The 14,638-nt window shown below is 31.2% G+C and carries 16 protein-coding genes; 8 read left to right on the top strand and 8 right to left on the bottom strand.

The window, feature by feature from the left end; translation table 11 throughout:
- Positions 1–465 precede the first annotated feature (465 nt).
- Positions 466–1,056 (bottom strand): MBL fold metallo-hydrolase, encoded by a 591-nt coding sequence (locus tag EPK97_RS11260; protein WP_162036708.1) that lies wholly within the window; start codon positions 1,054–1,056, stop codon positions 466–468.
- A 17-nt stretch (positions 1,057–1,073) separates the two neighbouring features.
- Positions 1,074–1,589: a DUF5946 family protein gene (locus EPK97_RS11255; protein WP_162036707.1), complete on the bottom strand. Its 516-nt coding sequence runs from the start codon at positions 1,587–1,589 to the stop codon at positions 1,074–1,076.
- A gap of 806 nt (positions 1,590–2,395) precedes the next feature.
- Here EPK97_RS11255 and EPK97_RS11250 point away from each other — a divergent pair.
- Positions 2,396–3,154, top strand: a complete 759-nt coding sequence (locus EPK97_RS11250) for a MerR family transcriptional regulator (protein WP_170295513.1) — start codon at positions 2,396–2,398, stop codon at positions 3,152–3,154.
- 39 nt (positions 3,155–3,193) lie between these two features.
- Positions 3,194–4,093, top strand: a complete 900-nt coding sequence (locus EPK97_RS11245; protein ID WP_162036706.1) for a DUF2268 domain-containing putative Zn-dependent protease — start codon at positions 3,194–3,196, stop codon at positions 4,091–4,093.
- Between the two features lie 383 nt (positions 4,094–4,476).
- Here the strand turns inward: EPK97_RS11245 and EPK97_RS11240 are convergent, their stop codons facing one another.
- The 3 genes from EPK97_RS11240 to EPK97_RS11230 form a co-directional block, all read right to left on the bottom strand.
- On the bottom strand, positions 4,477–5,397 hold the full coding sequence (locus EPK97_RS11240; protein WP_162036705.1) for a hypothetical protein: 921 nt from the start codon (positions 5,395–5,397) through the stop codon (positions 4,477–4,479).
- A 5-nt stretch (positions 5,398–5,402) separates the two neighbouring features.
- Positions 5,403–5,915: a sigma-70 family RNA polymerase sigma factor gene (locus EPK97_RS11235; protein ID WP_162036704.1), complete on the bottom strand. Its 513-nt coding sequence runs from the start codon at positions 5,913–5,915 to the stop codon at positions 5,403–5,405.
- A 271-nt stretch (positions 5,916–6,186) separates the two neighbouring features.
- On the bottom strand, positions 6,187–6,339 hold the full coding sequence (locus EPK97_RS11230) for a hypothetical protein (protein ID WP_162036703.1): 153 nt from the start codon (positions 6,337–6,339) through the stop codon (positions 6,187–6,189).
- Between the two features lie 415 nt (positions 6,340–6,754).
- On the opposite strand from EPK97_RS11230, the gene EPK97_RS11225 reads away from it, so the two are divergent.
- The 5 genes from EPK97_RS11225 to EPK97_RS11205 all read left to right on the top strand — a co-directional run bounded on the left by EPK97_RS11225 (position 6,755) and on the right by EPK97_RS11205 (position 11,655).
- A complete protein-coding gene (locus EPK97_RS11225; RefSeq protein ID WP_162036702.1) occupies positions 6,755–7,609 on the top strand; it encodes a DUF1259 domain-containing protein in 855 nt (284 codons plus the stop codon).
- A gap of 291 nt (positions 7,610–7,900) precedes the next feature.
- Positions 7,901–8,899, top strand: coding sequence for an NADP-dependent oxidoreductase (locus tag EPK97_RS11220; RefSeq protein ID WP_162036701.1), 999 nt, complete (start codon positions 7,901–7,903; stop codon positions 8,897–8,899).
- Between the two features lie 265 nt (positions 8,900–9,164).
- Positions 9,165–9,518, top strand: a complete 354-nt coding sequence (locus tag EPK97_RS11215) for a YobA family protein (protein WP_162036700.1) — start codon at positions 9,165–9,167, stop codon at positions 9,516–9,518.
- Between the two features lie 156 nt (positions 9,519–9,674).
- Positions 9,675–10,559 carry a class I SAM-dependent methyltransferase gene (locus tag EPK97_RS11210; RefSeq protein ID WP_162036699.1) on the top strand — a complete coding sequence of 295 codons (885 nt, stop codon included), beginning with the start codon at positions 9,675–9,677 and terminating at the stop codon, positions 10,557–10,559.
- A gap of 163 nt (positions 10,560–10,722) precedes the next feature.
- Complete coding sequence (locus tag EPK97_RS11205) at positions 10,723–11,655, top strand: MBL fold metallo-hydrolase (RefSeq protein ID WP_162036698.1); 933 nt, start codon at positions 10,723–10,725, stop codon at positions 11,653–11,655.
- Between the two features lie 58 nt (positions 11,656–11,713).
- Here EPK97_RS11205 and EPK97_RS11200 read toward each other — a convergent pair whose 3' ends face one another.
- Both EPK97_RS11200 and EPK97_RS11195 read right to left on the bottom strand, forming a co-directional pair.
- On the bottom strand, positions 11,714–12,202 hold the full coding sequence (locus tag EPK97_RS11200) for a hypothetical protein (protein ID WP_162036697.1): 489 nt from the start codon (positions 12,200–12,202) through the stop codon (positions 11,714–11,716).
- 86 nt (positions 12,203–12,288) lie between these two features.
- Positions 12,289–12,852 carry a GNAT family N-acetyltransferase gene (locus EPK97_RS11195; RefSeq protein ID WP_162036696.1) on the bottom strand — a complete coding sequence of 188 codons (564 nt, stop codon included), beginning with the start codon at positions 12,850–12,852 and terminating at the stop codon, positions 12,289–12,291.
- A gap of 226 nt (positions 12,853–13,078) precedes the next feature.
- On the opposite strand from EPK97_RS11195, the gene EPK97_RS22410 reads away from it, so the two are divergent.
- On the top strand, positions 13,079–14,107 hold the full coding sequence (locus tag EPK97_RS22410) for a CAP domain-containing protein (RefSeq protein WP_162036695.1): 1,029 nt from the start codon (positions 13,079–13,081) through the stop codon (positions 14,105–14,107).
- Between the two features lie 165 nt (positions 14,108–14,272).
- On the opposite strand, the gene EPK97_RS11185 is transcribed toward EPK97_RS22410, so the two are convergent.
- Positions 14,273–14,602, bottom strand: a complete 330-nt coding sequence (locus EPK97_RS11185; RefSeq protein WP_162036694.1) for an SCP2 sterol-binding domain-containing protein — start codon at positions 14,600–14,602, stop codon at positions 14,273–14,275.
- Positions 14,603–14,638: the final 36 nt, after the last annotated feature.

Genomic DNA, 14,638 nt, shown 5'->3' with positions numbered 1-14,638 from the left:
AGGAAGGAGGTTTCAAAGGAATAGATTTTTAAAAAGCATTTTTGGTAGAGCTTCACAATATTATGAAGGGATATTCAATGATCGGAAATCAATTAAAAGACCCCTCTAAGAAATTAGATTGGGAAGAATTCAACTTAAATGAAAAAACAAAAAGCTGGTGTTCAGCCAGCCAATGTTAAAGAGTTAAAATAGGGAATTTGATTCCGTTGAAAAAAGGGAATTTATAAAAGGTGCAAGAATAGATGGTTTTCCAATTACGGATTACAAAAATTGAATTTTGCGTAGTTCAGCCAAGAAAATAATTAATAAATAAATTTTTTTTATTCCTCTTGGAGCATGGGGAGAAACTTCATATATTCACATTCGTTCCGGATAGGTATTTTTATTAATTGTTAAAATACTTTTTCTTAAATCATAATCATTACCCTTTCTTAATAAAGGAATAAATTTGAACATCATAATCCGTTAGCTTAACGAATTTAATTCAATGCTATTACCGTGACCTGGGAATACTTTTTTTTCATTGGTACTTCTTATTTTACTCCAACTTAGTTCAATCTTCTCGTCCGATTCACTAAACACATGGTATAATAACGGTAAATCCCCCGTAAAAATACCTAATCCTTCAATAACTATGCTTATCGAATCATCTGAGTGACCTGGTGTGTGAAGAATATAACCTGGTATACCTAATTTTTCAAAGAATGTGTTTTTATTGTTTTCGTTCAGTATATTTTTAGGATTGACTATAATTTCTTTGTATTCTGGGTACTTTTTCATGGATTTATTTGCGCTTTCAAGAAAATCTAATTGAGTTTTACTAATGACGATTTGTACACCTGAGGATTGTATCTCTTGAGCAATTCCACAGTGATCAGGATGAAAATGAGTAATGATTAAATGATGAATATCCTTTAAATTAATTCCACATTTTTTCAATTGGTTCTTCATCATTCCAAATGTACCAGGCAAGCCCACATCTATTAACAGATACTTATTTTGGCAATATATCGCATAATAATTCGTTGAACCATATCCAATATTTACAACATTCATTTTTTGCTCCTCCCTTTTTATTTTTTATAATTGTGAACATAAAGATCACCTACAACTTTTGCAATAAGATGAAATTGTGCAAATGATTGATATACATCATTTGCCCATTGTATCAGCACCATGTCAAATTCATTTTGTTTAAGTCCTCTTAAATCTGTAACGGTTGAACGTCCTCTTTCTAACTCGGGTAGTGCAGGGATTAATTCTTCCAAATGAGACATTTTGTATTTGTCCAAAGTATTACTTAATTTAGGTGTTTTCGAAAAATCCCAATTCACATTTTTTTCAAGAATTAAATACAGTCTTGTGAGATGAAAATTGTTGTTCCAAGTCCCATGAACTTCTGAATGTTGCAAACAATGTGCATCAGTATAAATAAATTGAGATAGACCTGTTACATCATTTGCAATAGAATTAAAAACATCGAAACATTCAAATACTCCACCTTTGGTATTAGATCCACAAAATTGACACCGCCCGAAACGCTCCAACTTCACACCCTTTTTTTGTGCTTGTCGCTCTATATCTTGCATAGAATCACCTCTCATAAATTATGATTATCGTAGAAAGTTTCATCCTAATGCTTATCATCATATTTTTGTAAATTAATATTGATTTAGTAAATAAAAAAATATTTAATTTCTGGTAGTTTTTTTAAACTGATGAAAAGTGGTATAGCTGTAAATGTTAAAAAACCAGTTAAAATTATAAGTAAAAAATGAATCTATACCATCCGACATATCACCTACAAATAATTAAAAAATAGCGTGTTTCCATATGCGATTTATACATCTCCTTTTAGACATGATAATAAACATGATGTGATTTATCTCCAAAATTATCGTAATCTATGACGTCTGGTTAGAGTCAATAAAAAATATAAAAACTTTTTTTAATCAAATTTTGAGATACGTCTTTACGTCGTGGACTACAAATCATATTAACACCTGTTAAAATTAGGAAATCATTATATCTTTAATAAGTATTTTTCTTATATCAAATCTCAAAATCTTGTAATCATAAGGATGAAGCTTCACCTTCCTCATACCTCTCTTATAGTTATTAAGTAAGGAATTAATCTCGTATATTGTTATAAGCATTCAAAATGACAGAAATCTTTTCCTTTTGAAATTTTTTTGGTTGTTGCTTTTAAAATCTCTATGTAACCCTAAGAGTTGATTCGATTCAGAGTTAGTCTGTGTGACGAGGTAAGTATTTCATTCGTTGGTCATTTTCTTTGTTAAGGGCGGTCTATTTATTTTAAATAATATTTTATTATTTTTTGTTGACTCTAGCCTAACGTCATAGCTTACTATGATCTTGGAGGTGATAAAACATCATGTTTAAAGTAAAGGAAGTTTCAAAAATCGTTGGTGTTAGTGTGCGCACACTTCACTATTATGACGACATTCAACTTCTTGAACCAGAAACAACGACGTCGGCTGGGTATAGAATTTATACTGATCAAAACCTTGAAAGGCTGCAACAAATTTTATTTTATAAAGAAATGGACTTTAGCTTGCAGGAAATAAAAAAAATTTTAGATAGACCTAACTTTGATAGAATAAAAGAGCTAAAAAATCACAAAGAAGTGTTAATTAAAAAGAAAAAACGCATTGAGGAAATGATTAAAACAATTAACAAAACGATAAATTCAATTGAAGTAGGAATAAAAATCGAAACCAAAGAGTTATTTCATGGCTTTGACAAGGAAGAAATTAGAAAAAATCAAGAAAAGTATGTGGAAGAAGCTAAAAAAATGTATGGAGAAACTTATGAAAAATCAGTACAAAAAACTAAACATTATACGAATGATGATTGGAAAATCATAACTCAAGAATCAGACATTATTTATAAGAAGTTAGCATCTAGAATGGAATTTGGTCCTAATGATGCGAAAGCACAGGAAGCTATAAGCGAATGGAGACAACAGATTACAAAATATTATTACGAATGTACTATTGAAATTTTTAGAGGGCTTGCTGATATGTATGTTGCAGATAAACGATTTACTAAACACATTAATAAACACAAAGAGGGTTTAGCTAAATTTATGAATCAAGTTATGCACATTTATTGTGATGAGCATTCAGAGTAATCTAAGGATATATAAATCTTAAGTTAGGAGTAATTTTGAATGAATACTATCGTGTATGATACGTTGAAGCAGTATGAAAAGTTATTTGAGCTTCCAATGGGAAATAGAGATGATTATTACAGATATGAAATAATGAAACCTTTCGAAAAATTATGGCAAGCTATTCATGTGCCTTTGAAAGCAGACATGGCTGGCGGGTATGATGTGGTCACCTTTTCTAAAATGAATGGATTCCTTGATTTAAATCAAGATACGTTAGCTGAGACTGCCATAAGCATCCTAAAAAAAGAAGATGTGATAAAAAAAACAAAAAAAGTTTTAACTGAATGTATAAATTTCAGCCACCAATTCAATCTAAAAGTAAATAGTGAGGATATAAAACTAGGGTTCTTTTTGGCAGATCCAGAAAAGTTGAAATTGCAAAAAGGGTACACTGGATTTGGTGGCATTCCTGGATATATACAAATTTGTATTTATCCTAATAAATATAACCTAGAAAGAATACCTGCCGTTATTGCACATGAGTTTCATCATAATATTCGCTTTTCTTATTTTAATTGGGATCATATGAATGTATCTGTGGGTGATTATTTAGTGATTGAAGGGTTGGCAGAAGCTTTTGCAAAAGAGTTGTATGGAGAAAAATTACTAGGACCATGGGTTACTTCAATTACACAGGATGAGTTAAATTCATCCATAAATATCATTAACGATGCTCTTGAAGTCAAAGGTTTTGAAAAAGTAGGTAGTTATATATTTGGAGATGAAATAGCAGAAAAGCAAGGATTTCAACCTATGGGTTTACCTCCCTTTGCCGGTTATGCTGTAGGATATCAGGCTGTACAGTCATTTATGAAAAACAATAATGTATCTATTTTAGAAGCTACTTTATTGAAAAGTGAAGAAATACTAGAAAATTGTGGCATTTGGAAAAAATAAAATAAAAGGTAGCAACTATAAAAGGTTTGAAATTTGGAACCTTGAAAATTGGATGCTTTCCCAGTTCACCTATCTATTGGTTATCTGATAGTATCCACAATTCTAATAATAGAGGCACTGGGGCTAGTCCAGTAGTAGCAGAATCAAAGAAAGATCAAGTACTTCATTCACAACCTTTATAGGAAACAGTAATATAAATGATGCAATTAAATCTGATGGAAAAAATTGAAAATGAGAATCTTTAAATGATTTGGTGGTAACATACAAATAAAAATAAAGCGGTAACTAATTATTAGAGTCACCGCTTGCATATTCCAAGCAAATTTTAAATTATATTCGAGTTTATTTCAAAGTATAATAAAGTGCGAAATGTGAGTATTAATTTATTCTGATGGATAACTCTGTGGATCTTGTATTCCCATTCTTTCTTCAATTAACATTTCTATATCTGTTAATTTGCCTAACTCTTCTAATTTCTTTTCTGCTTCTTTTTTAGTTTCAAAAGGTTGAATTTCCATAAAAAACAGACCATCTTCATCCTTTAGTACTCTTGATTCATAACCAATCGTATGCAGCGTTTCTTCTGACCTGGCTGCTAAATGTCCTTCAACAAAAGACACAGTTCTTAATGAATATGTTTTCTTTTCCTCATACTTTTCATCTTCTTTTAATGATATTACTAAACTTGCAGGGTCCTTTCTTTCTTCTATCTTATATTCCACAGGTCGGTCAAACTCAATTACAAATCTCATACAAGAATCATCAAAAGTGATAAGTTGATAAATATCCTTCACATACTCACTTTCTAGTATCTTTTTGAAGTCCTCTTCAGCTGAAAAATTTCTAGCTCCACAAATCTCAAAGGTCATGGCATATGGATTCTCATCATATCTTACTTCATAAGCTGGTACATCATTCTGCAACATATCATCTTGTGAGAAATTTATAACAATATTTTCGTATCCGTCTTTTTCAAAAGAATCTATTTCACTTATATCTGTCCCGTCTGTTATTGTTCCACCTTCAGATGTACCATTATTAAATTGAAGGACCTTTACTAATTTCCCCATATAAGGTATTTTTTCTAGTGATTGGCCAAAAGTAGGTGATATGTTCACACTCGCCGTTAATAATGTTAAACCTAGAATAAAGCTAGCACATATATTTAGAAACTTATTTCTACTTCTTTTATACATTTTAGTTCTTCCCCTTTCGATACCTGTTTGTACGACTTGATTAAGTTCTGAAGGAATTTGGATCTCTTTGTATTCTTCTTTTAATTCATACAAATTGTTTTTATCCATATCATTTACTCCTTTAATGTAATATTCATTTCGTTTAATGCTCTATAAAGTATAGACTTTATAGTACTGACTGGTGATTCTAATATTTTCGCAATTTCCTCTAGCTTCATATCCTCAAAAAACCTTAAAATAATGACTGTCTTCTGCTTTTCATTTAGTTTGTCAATCGCTTCTTTTACTTCTACCTTTTGCTGAAAATTGTCATTGTTAAAATGACTTGTATTTTCAATGAACTTCATGTCTATTGCTACTACCTTTTGATTCTTCTTTATAAAATCAATACATGTATTAATCAAAATTCTAGTTAACCAAGTGTTTTCATATTGAATATTTTTAACTTTATGATATGAAATATAAGCTTTATATACTGTTTCTTGAACTATATCTAAAGCATCATCCTTATTTTTTACATAGCTATATGCAATTCTATATAGCTTTTCTTGGTTTTCATTTATCAAGGACAGAAAACTATCTTCCCTCTCTCTGAGTAATTTATTTTTGCTGAAACCAATAGCCATTTTTACACTCCTTTATTTTGTTATTGAAATTTCAATATTACTAATTAGACTGATATTTAATTCATATAGTCTCAAATTTTTATTTAAATAGGGTTTGTAATTATTTCCACACTTATTTTGCCATTTCATATTAGATAAAATAAATCTGCTATCTAAAAAAAGTTCATTCAGGAGAAGTAAGAAAGATGCTATTTGAAAGTAGAGGCGTGTTTATAGGTTAGGTAGCATCTAGTAAAGGAAGGAGACTTCAGGCAACAATTAAAATATGAAACTATGAAGTAATTAATAAATTTTCAGTCATTTGATCCCACATCGCTGGAATAATTACAAATTCATATCCTTCTTTTTTAAATATTGGAATCAATCGATTCACTGCATTTACAGTTCCTGATAAATTTTGTATCCAATGTCCCGCACTGTACATTTTTTTGAAACATATGGATTTTTATCAACACGAACCCCAAGGAGAAAAAATATTACTTGAGCAGTAACATAATAGCATCTATTTAAGCCTTTCGTATTTATTCAACTTTGTTAGATATAATGTTCTAATTTCAATCAATTTATCCATACTTATTGAAAAAAACTATCCAAAAAAGATCGGATAGTCAGTAAAATACTTTCGTATAAGAAGATGTGAAGTCCATGAAGTGTAACATGAATTCATATCAATATTGCTAGTAGGTAATCGTACATATGATGATATTGTTCAAATTAGTGAATGATCAAACTTTATTCAAAACCAACATTAAATAAGTTTCATATTCAGCTGAACCCTACAATTTGAGTTTACATAAAATAATGATTAGATATATGGAAAAATTGAGAGGAGTAAAAAAATGAATTATATTTCTACACAACAATCACTTTGCAATTATTTTGCTTCAATTATTGGTGGATTTACCATACTACCTGTGACACAACAATCACCTTTTTGCACCATTGGATTATCTCAGTTCATACCTATAAAAATGCTAGGTCGGCCTGCTATTAACTCGACTATGGTAACTGATGCTTATTTTGATTTTGAAAATTTTGATTCACAAGGAAGAGCTCTTATTATTGGGCGCATACCGGTGTTAGAACAAAATATCCCTGCTGTTATTAACGCTTTATCTAGAGAAGGGATTGTGTATAAAATTGTTAGAGGCTATCCATTTAGTGAACCTACTCTTCCAATCATCTATGTTGAGAAAATTGAAAATCCTATTACATTTGCAATGAAATTAATTCCGGCACTTAAAACTTTACCTATAATTCCTCCTTATTATCAAAAAACAAAAAATAACTCAAAAATAAAATACTTATGTAATCAATTCAGTGAAATTGTAGGAGGCTTTTTAATACCTGTTCCACTACAGCAAAATTTCTGTAGCATTGGATTATCTCAATATCATTCGATAAAAATATTAGGTAGGTTTGGTACACATTCACCTACACTTACCGATGCAATCTTTAGTTTTGTAAGTTTGGATTCACAAGGGCGAGCCCTCAATATTGGACGTATACCTGTACAAGAACATGAAGTCTATGAATTCATGACTATGTTGTCAAAAGAGGGCATCTTAAGTACTCTCGTTGAAGGTTTTCCACATAGCGAACCCCAGCTTCCATATGTTTATGTTCAACAAATTGAAAATCCTATTATTTTTGCAAAGAAAATTAATCGAGCAATGAAGAATGTACTTAGATGATCCCCCATTCAAAGAATAATTATTGAACAGTGCATACAGAAAAATAATCAATCTTTTCTTCAAAGTGATTCTATGAGGTCACCTCTTGAGATACAAGTATCTTAGGAGGTGATTATTTTGTTTAAAAAGAATGAACAGTAAAGTATGTCGAAATAACTGGTACTCTTTGAACAGGTTGAATTAACTCAATGTAAGATGTATCCTTTAGAATAGGTATTTCAGAAATCAACAATAATAATGTAAATACATATTAGTTACTCGCTTTACATCAATTTAAAGGAAGTGCATTAAATGAAAGCATTGACAATATTGGGGTATGGTGATACAAAAAGCAATTTAAAGTTTCAGGAAGTAGATAAACCAACTCCAAAAGAAAATGAGGTACTCATAGAGTGCCACGCGGCTAGTATTAATCCTATTGATTATAAAATTATACACGGGGAACTTAAAGCGATAAGTAAGTTAACATTCCCTGCTCGAATCGGATTTGATGTTAGTGGACTAGTAGTAGCAAAAGGTAAAAATGTAAAAGAATTTGAAATTGGAGACGAGGTATATTCGAGAACACCGAACCCTGGAACTTTTGCTGAATTCATTATGACAGGGAGTTCCTATGTAGCTCCAAAACCGAAAAACTTAAGCTTTAAAGAAGCAGCATGTATTCCACTTGCAGGGATAACATCTTTACAAGCATTAACTTTGGCACAGATGAAAAAAGGAGATAGAGTACTAATTCATGCAGGTTCTGGGGGAGTGGGATCATTTGCAATTCAATATGCCAAGTCAAAGGGAGCTTATGTGATTACTACAACAAGTACAAGCAATGTGAGTTGGGTAAAAGCATTAGGTGCGGATGAAGTTATTGATTATAAAAAACAAAATTATTTGGAAATCGTTTCAAATGTGGACATTGTATTTGAGACATTAGGTGGTCAGTATACACTAGATGCATTTAAAGTAATTAAAGATAAAGGAAGAATCGTTAGCATTGCGGAGCATATAGATCCTATTTCTGCAAAAGAAATGGGGATAAATAAAATATTACGAATTATCCTTGGTTTAAAAGAAAAGAAACTGATGAAATTAATTCGATCTAAAGATGCTTTTTATCGCTTTGTAAGGTTAGAAACAAATGGAAAAGATCTTAGAGAAATTACAATGTTAATTGAAGAAGAGAAGATTAAACCAATCATTGATACTGTGTATAGCTTTGAAGAATGCATTACTGCTTTACAAAAACAGGAGTCGGGTCGTGTTAAAGGAAAGTTAGTTATTGAAATTAAAAAATAGTGGATATTCCCCTCAATACATACAAATTACAAATTTATAGTTATTTCTAAAAGAAGCAGTAAATCCTTCAAAAAATAATGGAATTACTGCTTTTTAATATGTGTAGATTCAGATCGAGTTTTTCAAAAATGACCTTTAATAATAGTGAACATAAATATAATCTTTGCAACTTTTTATACTTTTAGTTCGTCTAAAAAATGATTACACAGTCTAAAAAATGATTACACAGTCTAAAAAATACTGTTATATTTAGGAGGTAACACAAATGAAGCACTGGGTTCTTCTTTTATTGTTAATTATTACTAGTGTATCTGTTGCTTGTTCTAATGATGTTAACAACAGTGAAGAGGGTACTATGAGTGAAGAAGGTTATATTATTAGCAAAGACAAGGATAGAATTCTTGTTGTTGGAGGTATTTCTCAAGAAGATGTACAATCATATTCCGTTGAAGATATTTTAAATGGAAAGGGTAGTAGTGCTGTTTGGTTTTATATACCTGATGATTTGCAAGTAGGCGATTTACAAGTAGGTCAAAAAGTAAAAGTATGGTTTAGTGTAATGGCAGAGTCATATCCAGGGCAAGCTACAGCACAAAAAGTAACAGTGATAAATGAATGAGTAAAATTTAAAAACTACTTCCATCTCCATCAAGCAAAGATATAGCTACATCCCAGAATGGAAAAAACTGATTTCTACCATATAATTAGCAATTTCCTTTCTGGGTGTATTGAAAGAAAAGATACTAACTAAACATGGTGAAAGGAGTTTGTTGTATTGGAAGATTATTATTGGGATAACAAACTGGAATATTTAAGAAACACTAGAGATTTATATTATAACGATGACTATTTAGAGTTTCTAGTGAATTCAGTTTGGAAGATTTCTAAACCCGTACGTATTATTGATTATGGTTGTGGATACGGCTATTTGGGAATTAAACTATTACCTCTATTACCAAAAGGTTCAACATATAAAGGCATCGATAAAGGGCAACAATTGATTAATAAAGCTAAGAGTCTGTTTCAAAACCTTCCATATGATGTTGAATTTATTGTAGCTGATGTGACTGAGATTGAATTAGAAAGTAAGTATGATATAGCAGTTTGCCATGCTTTTCTATTACATATGGCTGACCCCAAAAAAATGTTGCAAAAAATGATCAATTCAGTTATTGATAAGGGCAATATTATATGTTTTGAACCACACTGGATTTCCAATATGTCTTCATATCATCTTAATAATTATGATCAATCAGAAATAATTCAGCTTGGGTTTCTTCAAAAACTGTTTGAAAAAGATACAAAACGAAATGGCAAAGATGGAAACATCGGGATTAAACTACCGACATACCTAAGTGAATTAGGTGTAAAAAACATCGATTGCCGAATTAGTGACAAAGTGAATTTTCTTGATTATAACACTATTCAAACAGATAAGCAGAGTTTATATGATTCACTCAAGGAAGAGGGTTTAGGTTCATCTCCTGCTGAAAAAGAAGAATTTATAGAAGCTTTAATAGAGCGCGGAACTTCATTTGATGAAGCACAGGAACAGTATGAAGCAGAACTACGATTTTCTAAAGTATTCAACATTGACTCATCTTTAACTTATGCTCCAAATATGAAAATTACTTTTGGAGTAGTAAAAAATAGGGAGTAAACAATTTCCATCGACATTTGTTATTGATACAGAATTAAGTAGCGGTAAAAAATGAACAACTCTGACAGGTTTGTGTCAGAGTTGTTTTGGTATTATCAATGTTAAAAGGGTAGATGATAATTTTCATTTTAGATAATTATAGATACTTGAGGAGAAATTAAATATGATGGAAACAGAATATTTCACTTTACATAACCTCTCTGATGGCGTGTATGCAGCAATCGCTAAACCTGGTAAAGGAGCATGGAGTAATGCAGGGGTTGTGGATTTAGGGGATGGGTTACTTATTTTTGACTCATTTGCTACTCCTTCGGCTGCCCAGGAGCTAAGAATACAGGCTGAAAAGATGACTGGTAAAAAAGCAAAGTATCTGATAAATAGTCATTACCACATAGACCATGTGTTTGGAAACCAAGTATATATGGATGCAACAATTATTTCTACTTCTTTAACACGTAAATGGTGCAAAGATCAAAATGTAATTCACGATGTCTCGAAAGAACAAAAAGATATGGAGGAATACCTTCAAAACCTTAAAAACCAGATTGATACAACAACTCATCTTCCTTTGAAGAATAGTTTATCAAATCAATATAAGGAAATGTCTAAAGTCTTAGAAGATTTACCTTATATGGAAATTGTATTACCTTCACTTACCTTTGAAAAAAATTTGGTTATATACGGTTCAAATCGGAAAGTGGAGTTACATTGTTTGGGGGGAGGACACTCACCTAGTGATACATTTATGTACTTACCTGCGGAAGAGATAGCTTTCATGGGGGATCTTGTTACTGAAGAACTACATCTACCTATTTATAATCCAGAAGAATTTATAAGTATTTTAAACAATATAAAACAAATGGAGGTTAAAACTGTTATACCAGGCCATGGAGGAATAGGAACACTAAAGTTATGTGATACAATAATTAATTATTTATCATATATGATAGGAACGACAAAGGAAGCACACAGAAACAAAGTGTCCTTAAATAAATTTATATCAGGATTCATCATACCTGATGAATATAAAAACTGGAGCGGTACTAATTGGCTAAATGGAAATCTTTCAACTATTTATAACTTCTATGTGAAATAGAAAATATTTTAAAAATATTTTATTCCTTCTTTAAATGATAAGGGGATGATGAAACACATTAAAGTAAAATTCTACTTATTCTACATGTAGATATGATTGATAAAACTCTATTATCAGGATTTCCTCTAGCAACAACAATTCCCTTACCTACATCGATAATAGTACCTGGTAAATTAAATCCAGGCGTAATTCTTTGTATATCTTTTCCTATCATTGTTTTTAAAAAGTTAGTAGTTTTATTTTCAATGCAACTGCATTCACCATTACTTTTTTTGATTGGCTTTAGTTTTATTCTGTTCTCAATATTATCTATTACGCTAATATCATTATCTAAAAATCGAATACTTAAAATATTGCTTATCGGAAGAACTTGATCTGTAGAAAATAATAAAAAGTCTTTTACGTCACTAATTTCTTGAAATACAAATTCATCGACAGTATTAGGAATAATTAGTATTTGCTGAGCACTAACCCCAACCAACTCCTTTAAAACACACTCCATTGGGCACACACAACAATCACAGAGGTTTTCATCGAAAACACCCATATACTTTACCTTCTTTCATGTTAAGTTAAAATATTATATGAGTTTAATTGAAGGTTTGATTGGACTTTTGCCTGTATAACTTAATTTCATGATGTTCTCCACGATTTATTGTTTTTTCCCCATTCTGATTTCAAAAGTGAATAAATAAATGCATCGTGTGGTTTATTGTGGTAGAGGTATCCTCTTAATAGACCTTCATTAGTAAACCCTAACTTTTCCAATAATTTATTTGATGCTACATTATCAGGAAAGGTTATTGCACCTATTCTAAAAAGATCCAACTCTTGAAATGAGTACTCCAAAACTTCTGTAATGGCTTCAGCAGCAATCCCTTTGCCCCAAAATGAAGGATGCAACTCGTACCCAATCTCAGCTTTTTTACTCCCAGTGTTTAGGTTATTTAGTCCAAGTGTCCCTATTAATCTATTGAGATCTTTCATAAGAATTCCCCATCGTATTCCACGACTTTTATTGAATGTATTCTCAAATAAATCTACTATTTTTGTGGCTTCTTCAATGTTTTTCAAACTGTTCATTCCATAAAATTTAGTAACCTCATCTTTGGACATAATTTCATAGTAACTTTGTATGTGTTTCTCTTCTATTTTTACTAGACCCAATCGTTCTGTTTCAAGTTGTGGAAAGTTCATTAAGATCCCCATTCTTTAATTTGATAAATTCAAATGTATTTTGTAATCAGTGATTATTATATTTTACACCTCAAAGATATAGTTTGAAAGGACTAGTTGTAAAAGAGAATAGATAAAATAGGTAAATAGTTTCCTAATATTAGTATGAATAGAATATATTAAGTGTTTTGCTTATCTTCTAATATATAAACTAGAAAATAAACTTTATGAAATGGAAGTGAAACTATTGAAAAAATATCTTACTAGAATTTGCATAATATTTTTATTAATGAGTCAATTAACAGTTCCAGTTTTTGCTAACTCATCTGCTTATCCTGATACAAAAGGTCATTGGGCCGATAAAACGATTACTTGGGCTAAACAAAAAGAAATCATTAGTGGTTATCAAGATGGAAAATTCCATCCAAATTCACAAATTACTGAAGCAGAATTTTTAGCTCTATTGTTTAGAACTTTGGAGGCTGATGTACCTAGAACTTGTAGTGGACAAAATTGGGCAGAAAAATATTACATATATGCTTGGTCTAATGACTACCCAATAGAGGGAATATATAACAGACAAGTGAGAGATGAAATCATCGATCGCACAAAGGTTGCGGAAATATTAGCTCGTGCAGATGGACAAGAAAAAAGTGGTGCTGATGCTATCCAATATATTCTAGATCAAAAATTCAGCGAAGGCAAAACCTCTGCCACAGTAAAAGGATATGCAGGTAAAGATACCCTAACAAGAGCTGAAGCTATTCAATTTATCAAAAATGCGCTGGATGAAGGAATTAAAACTGATGAAAAAAAAGTAGTACATACTCCATCTCAGCCACCTAGTAATAATGAAGGTACTACTGAACAAGAAACTACCCAAAAAGGATCTTTTAAGATAAGTGCGTATGAACAAGAAGTAGTAGATTTAGTAAATGTAGAACGAGCACAGTACGACTTACCTCCATTGAAAGTAGATAAGAAGTTAAGTGAAGTTGCACGTATCAAGTCTGCCGACATGCAATCTAAGGAATACTTTGATCATACAAGCCCAACTTATGGTTCACCATTTGATATGATGAGAAGCTTTGGAGTATCTTACAGATCTGCTGCAGAAAACATTGCTTATGGTCAAAGAACACCACAGGAAGTAGTGAATGCTTGGATGAATAGTAGTGGTCATCGTAAAAATATTTTAAGTTCTAGTTCTACTCATATTGGTGTTGGTTATATAGAACAAGGAAATTATTGGACTCAAATGTTCATTGGCAAATAAGAAGTAATGAATCATGGCATGGTCCTGATTTTTCGAAGGATAAGTAGGTAAAGATACGCTGACATGAGCAGAAGCTATTCAATTTATCAAAAATGCGCTGGATAAAATGTGGAATATTAAAATCCACCCTATGAAAGGTTGTATGAAGTAGGGTGGATTTTTTTCTTATTGATATTTTTTTAGTGTTGCTTCTAATTTCATCGCTAAAGATATATTTCCTTTTACTTTTAATTTTCCCATCATAAAAGCAGTAGTAGCGTTTAATTTTCCATGCATCAATTTAATTAAGTTTTTTGAAGATAGTTGAATGGTACACGAAGGGTCTTCAACTTCACCTTCTTTATAAGTAATGTCCCCGTTTGACAGTTCAATTACATAAGTGCCTTCATCTTCTCCGCTCACATCGAACTGATAGACACACTCCATTCCTTCAATATGTTCTGGATTAGCTTTCACTTTTTCACATAAATTTTGAAATTCTTCTTTAACAGACATCTGTACCTATCCCCTTTTTCTGTGGTTTGGGTTCTT

The sequence above is a fragment of the Chengkuizengella sediminis genome, from assembly GCF_010078385.1.
GTDB lineage: Bacteria > Bacillota > Bacilli > Paenibacillales > KCTC-33759 > Chengkuizengella > Chengkuizengella sediminis.
Note: the sequence above shows the minus strand (reverse complement) of the source record. Positions and strands in the feature narration are given on the sequence as shown.

Excerpts from the sequence above, each read along its gene's own strand:
- EPK97_RS11235 (WP_162036704.1), bottom strand. The coding sequence starts at position 5,915 with ATGGCTATTGGTTTCAGCAAAAATAAATTACTCAGAGAGAGGGAAGAT.
- EPK97_RS11215 (WP_162036700.1), top strand. The coding sequence starts at position 9,165 with ATGAAGCACTGGGTTCTTCTTTTATTGTTAATTATTACTAGTGTATCT.
- EPK97_RS11225 (WP_162036702.1), top strand. The coding sequence starts at position 6,755 with ATGAATTATATTTCTACACAACAATCACTTTGCAATTATTTTGCTTCA.
- EPK97_RS11185 (WP_162036694.1), bottom strand. The coding sequence starts at position 14,602 with ATGTCTGTTAAAGAAGAATTTCAAAATTTATGTGAAAAAGTGAAAGCT.
- EPK97_RS11195 (WP_162036696.1), bottom strand. The coding sequence starts at position 12,852 with ATGAACTTTCCACAACTTGAAACAGAACGATTGGGTCTAGTAAAAATA.
- EPK97_RS11250 (WP_170295513.1), top strand. The coding sequence starts at position 2,396 with ATGTTTAAAGTAAAGGAAGTTTCAAAAATCGTTGGTGTTAGTGTGCGC.
- EPK97_RS11230 (WP_162036703.1), bottom strand. The coding sequence starts at position 6,339 with ATGTACAGTGCGGGACATTGGATACAAAATTTATCAGGAACTGTAAAT.
- EPK97_RS11245 (WP_162036706.1), top strand. The coding sequence starts at position 3,194 with ATGAATACTATCGTGTATGATACGTTGAAGCAGTATGAAAAGTTATTT.
- EPK97_RS11260 (WP_162036708.1), bottom strand. The coding sequence starts at position 1,056 with ATGAATGTTGTAAATATTGGATATGGTTCAACGAATTATTATGCGATA.
- EPK97_RS11220 (WP_162036701.1), top strand. The coding sequence starts at position 7,901 with ATGAAAGCATTGACAATATTGGGGTATGGTGATACAAAAAGCAATTTA.
- EPK97_RS11205 (WP_162036698.1), top strand. The coding sequence starts at position 10,723 with ATGATGGAAACAGAATATTTCACTTTACATAACCTCTCTGATGGCGTG.
- EPK97_RS11255 (WP_162036707.1), bottom strand. The coding sequence starts at position 1,589 with ATGCAAGATATAGAGCGACAAGCACAAAAAAAGGGTGTGAAGTTGGAG.
- EPK97_RS11200 (WP_162036697.1), bottom strand. The coding sequence starts at position 12,202 with ATGGGTGTTTTCGATGAAAACCTCTGTGATTGTTGTGTGTGCCCAATG.
- EPK97_RS11240 (WP_162036705.1), bottom strand. The coding sequence starts at position 5,397 with ATGGATAAAAACAATTTGTATGAATTAAAAGAAGAATACAAAGAGATC.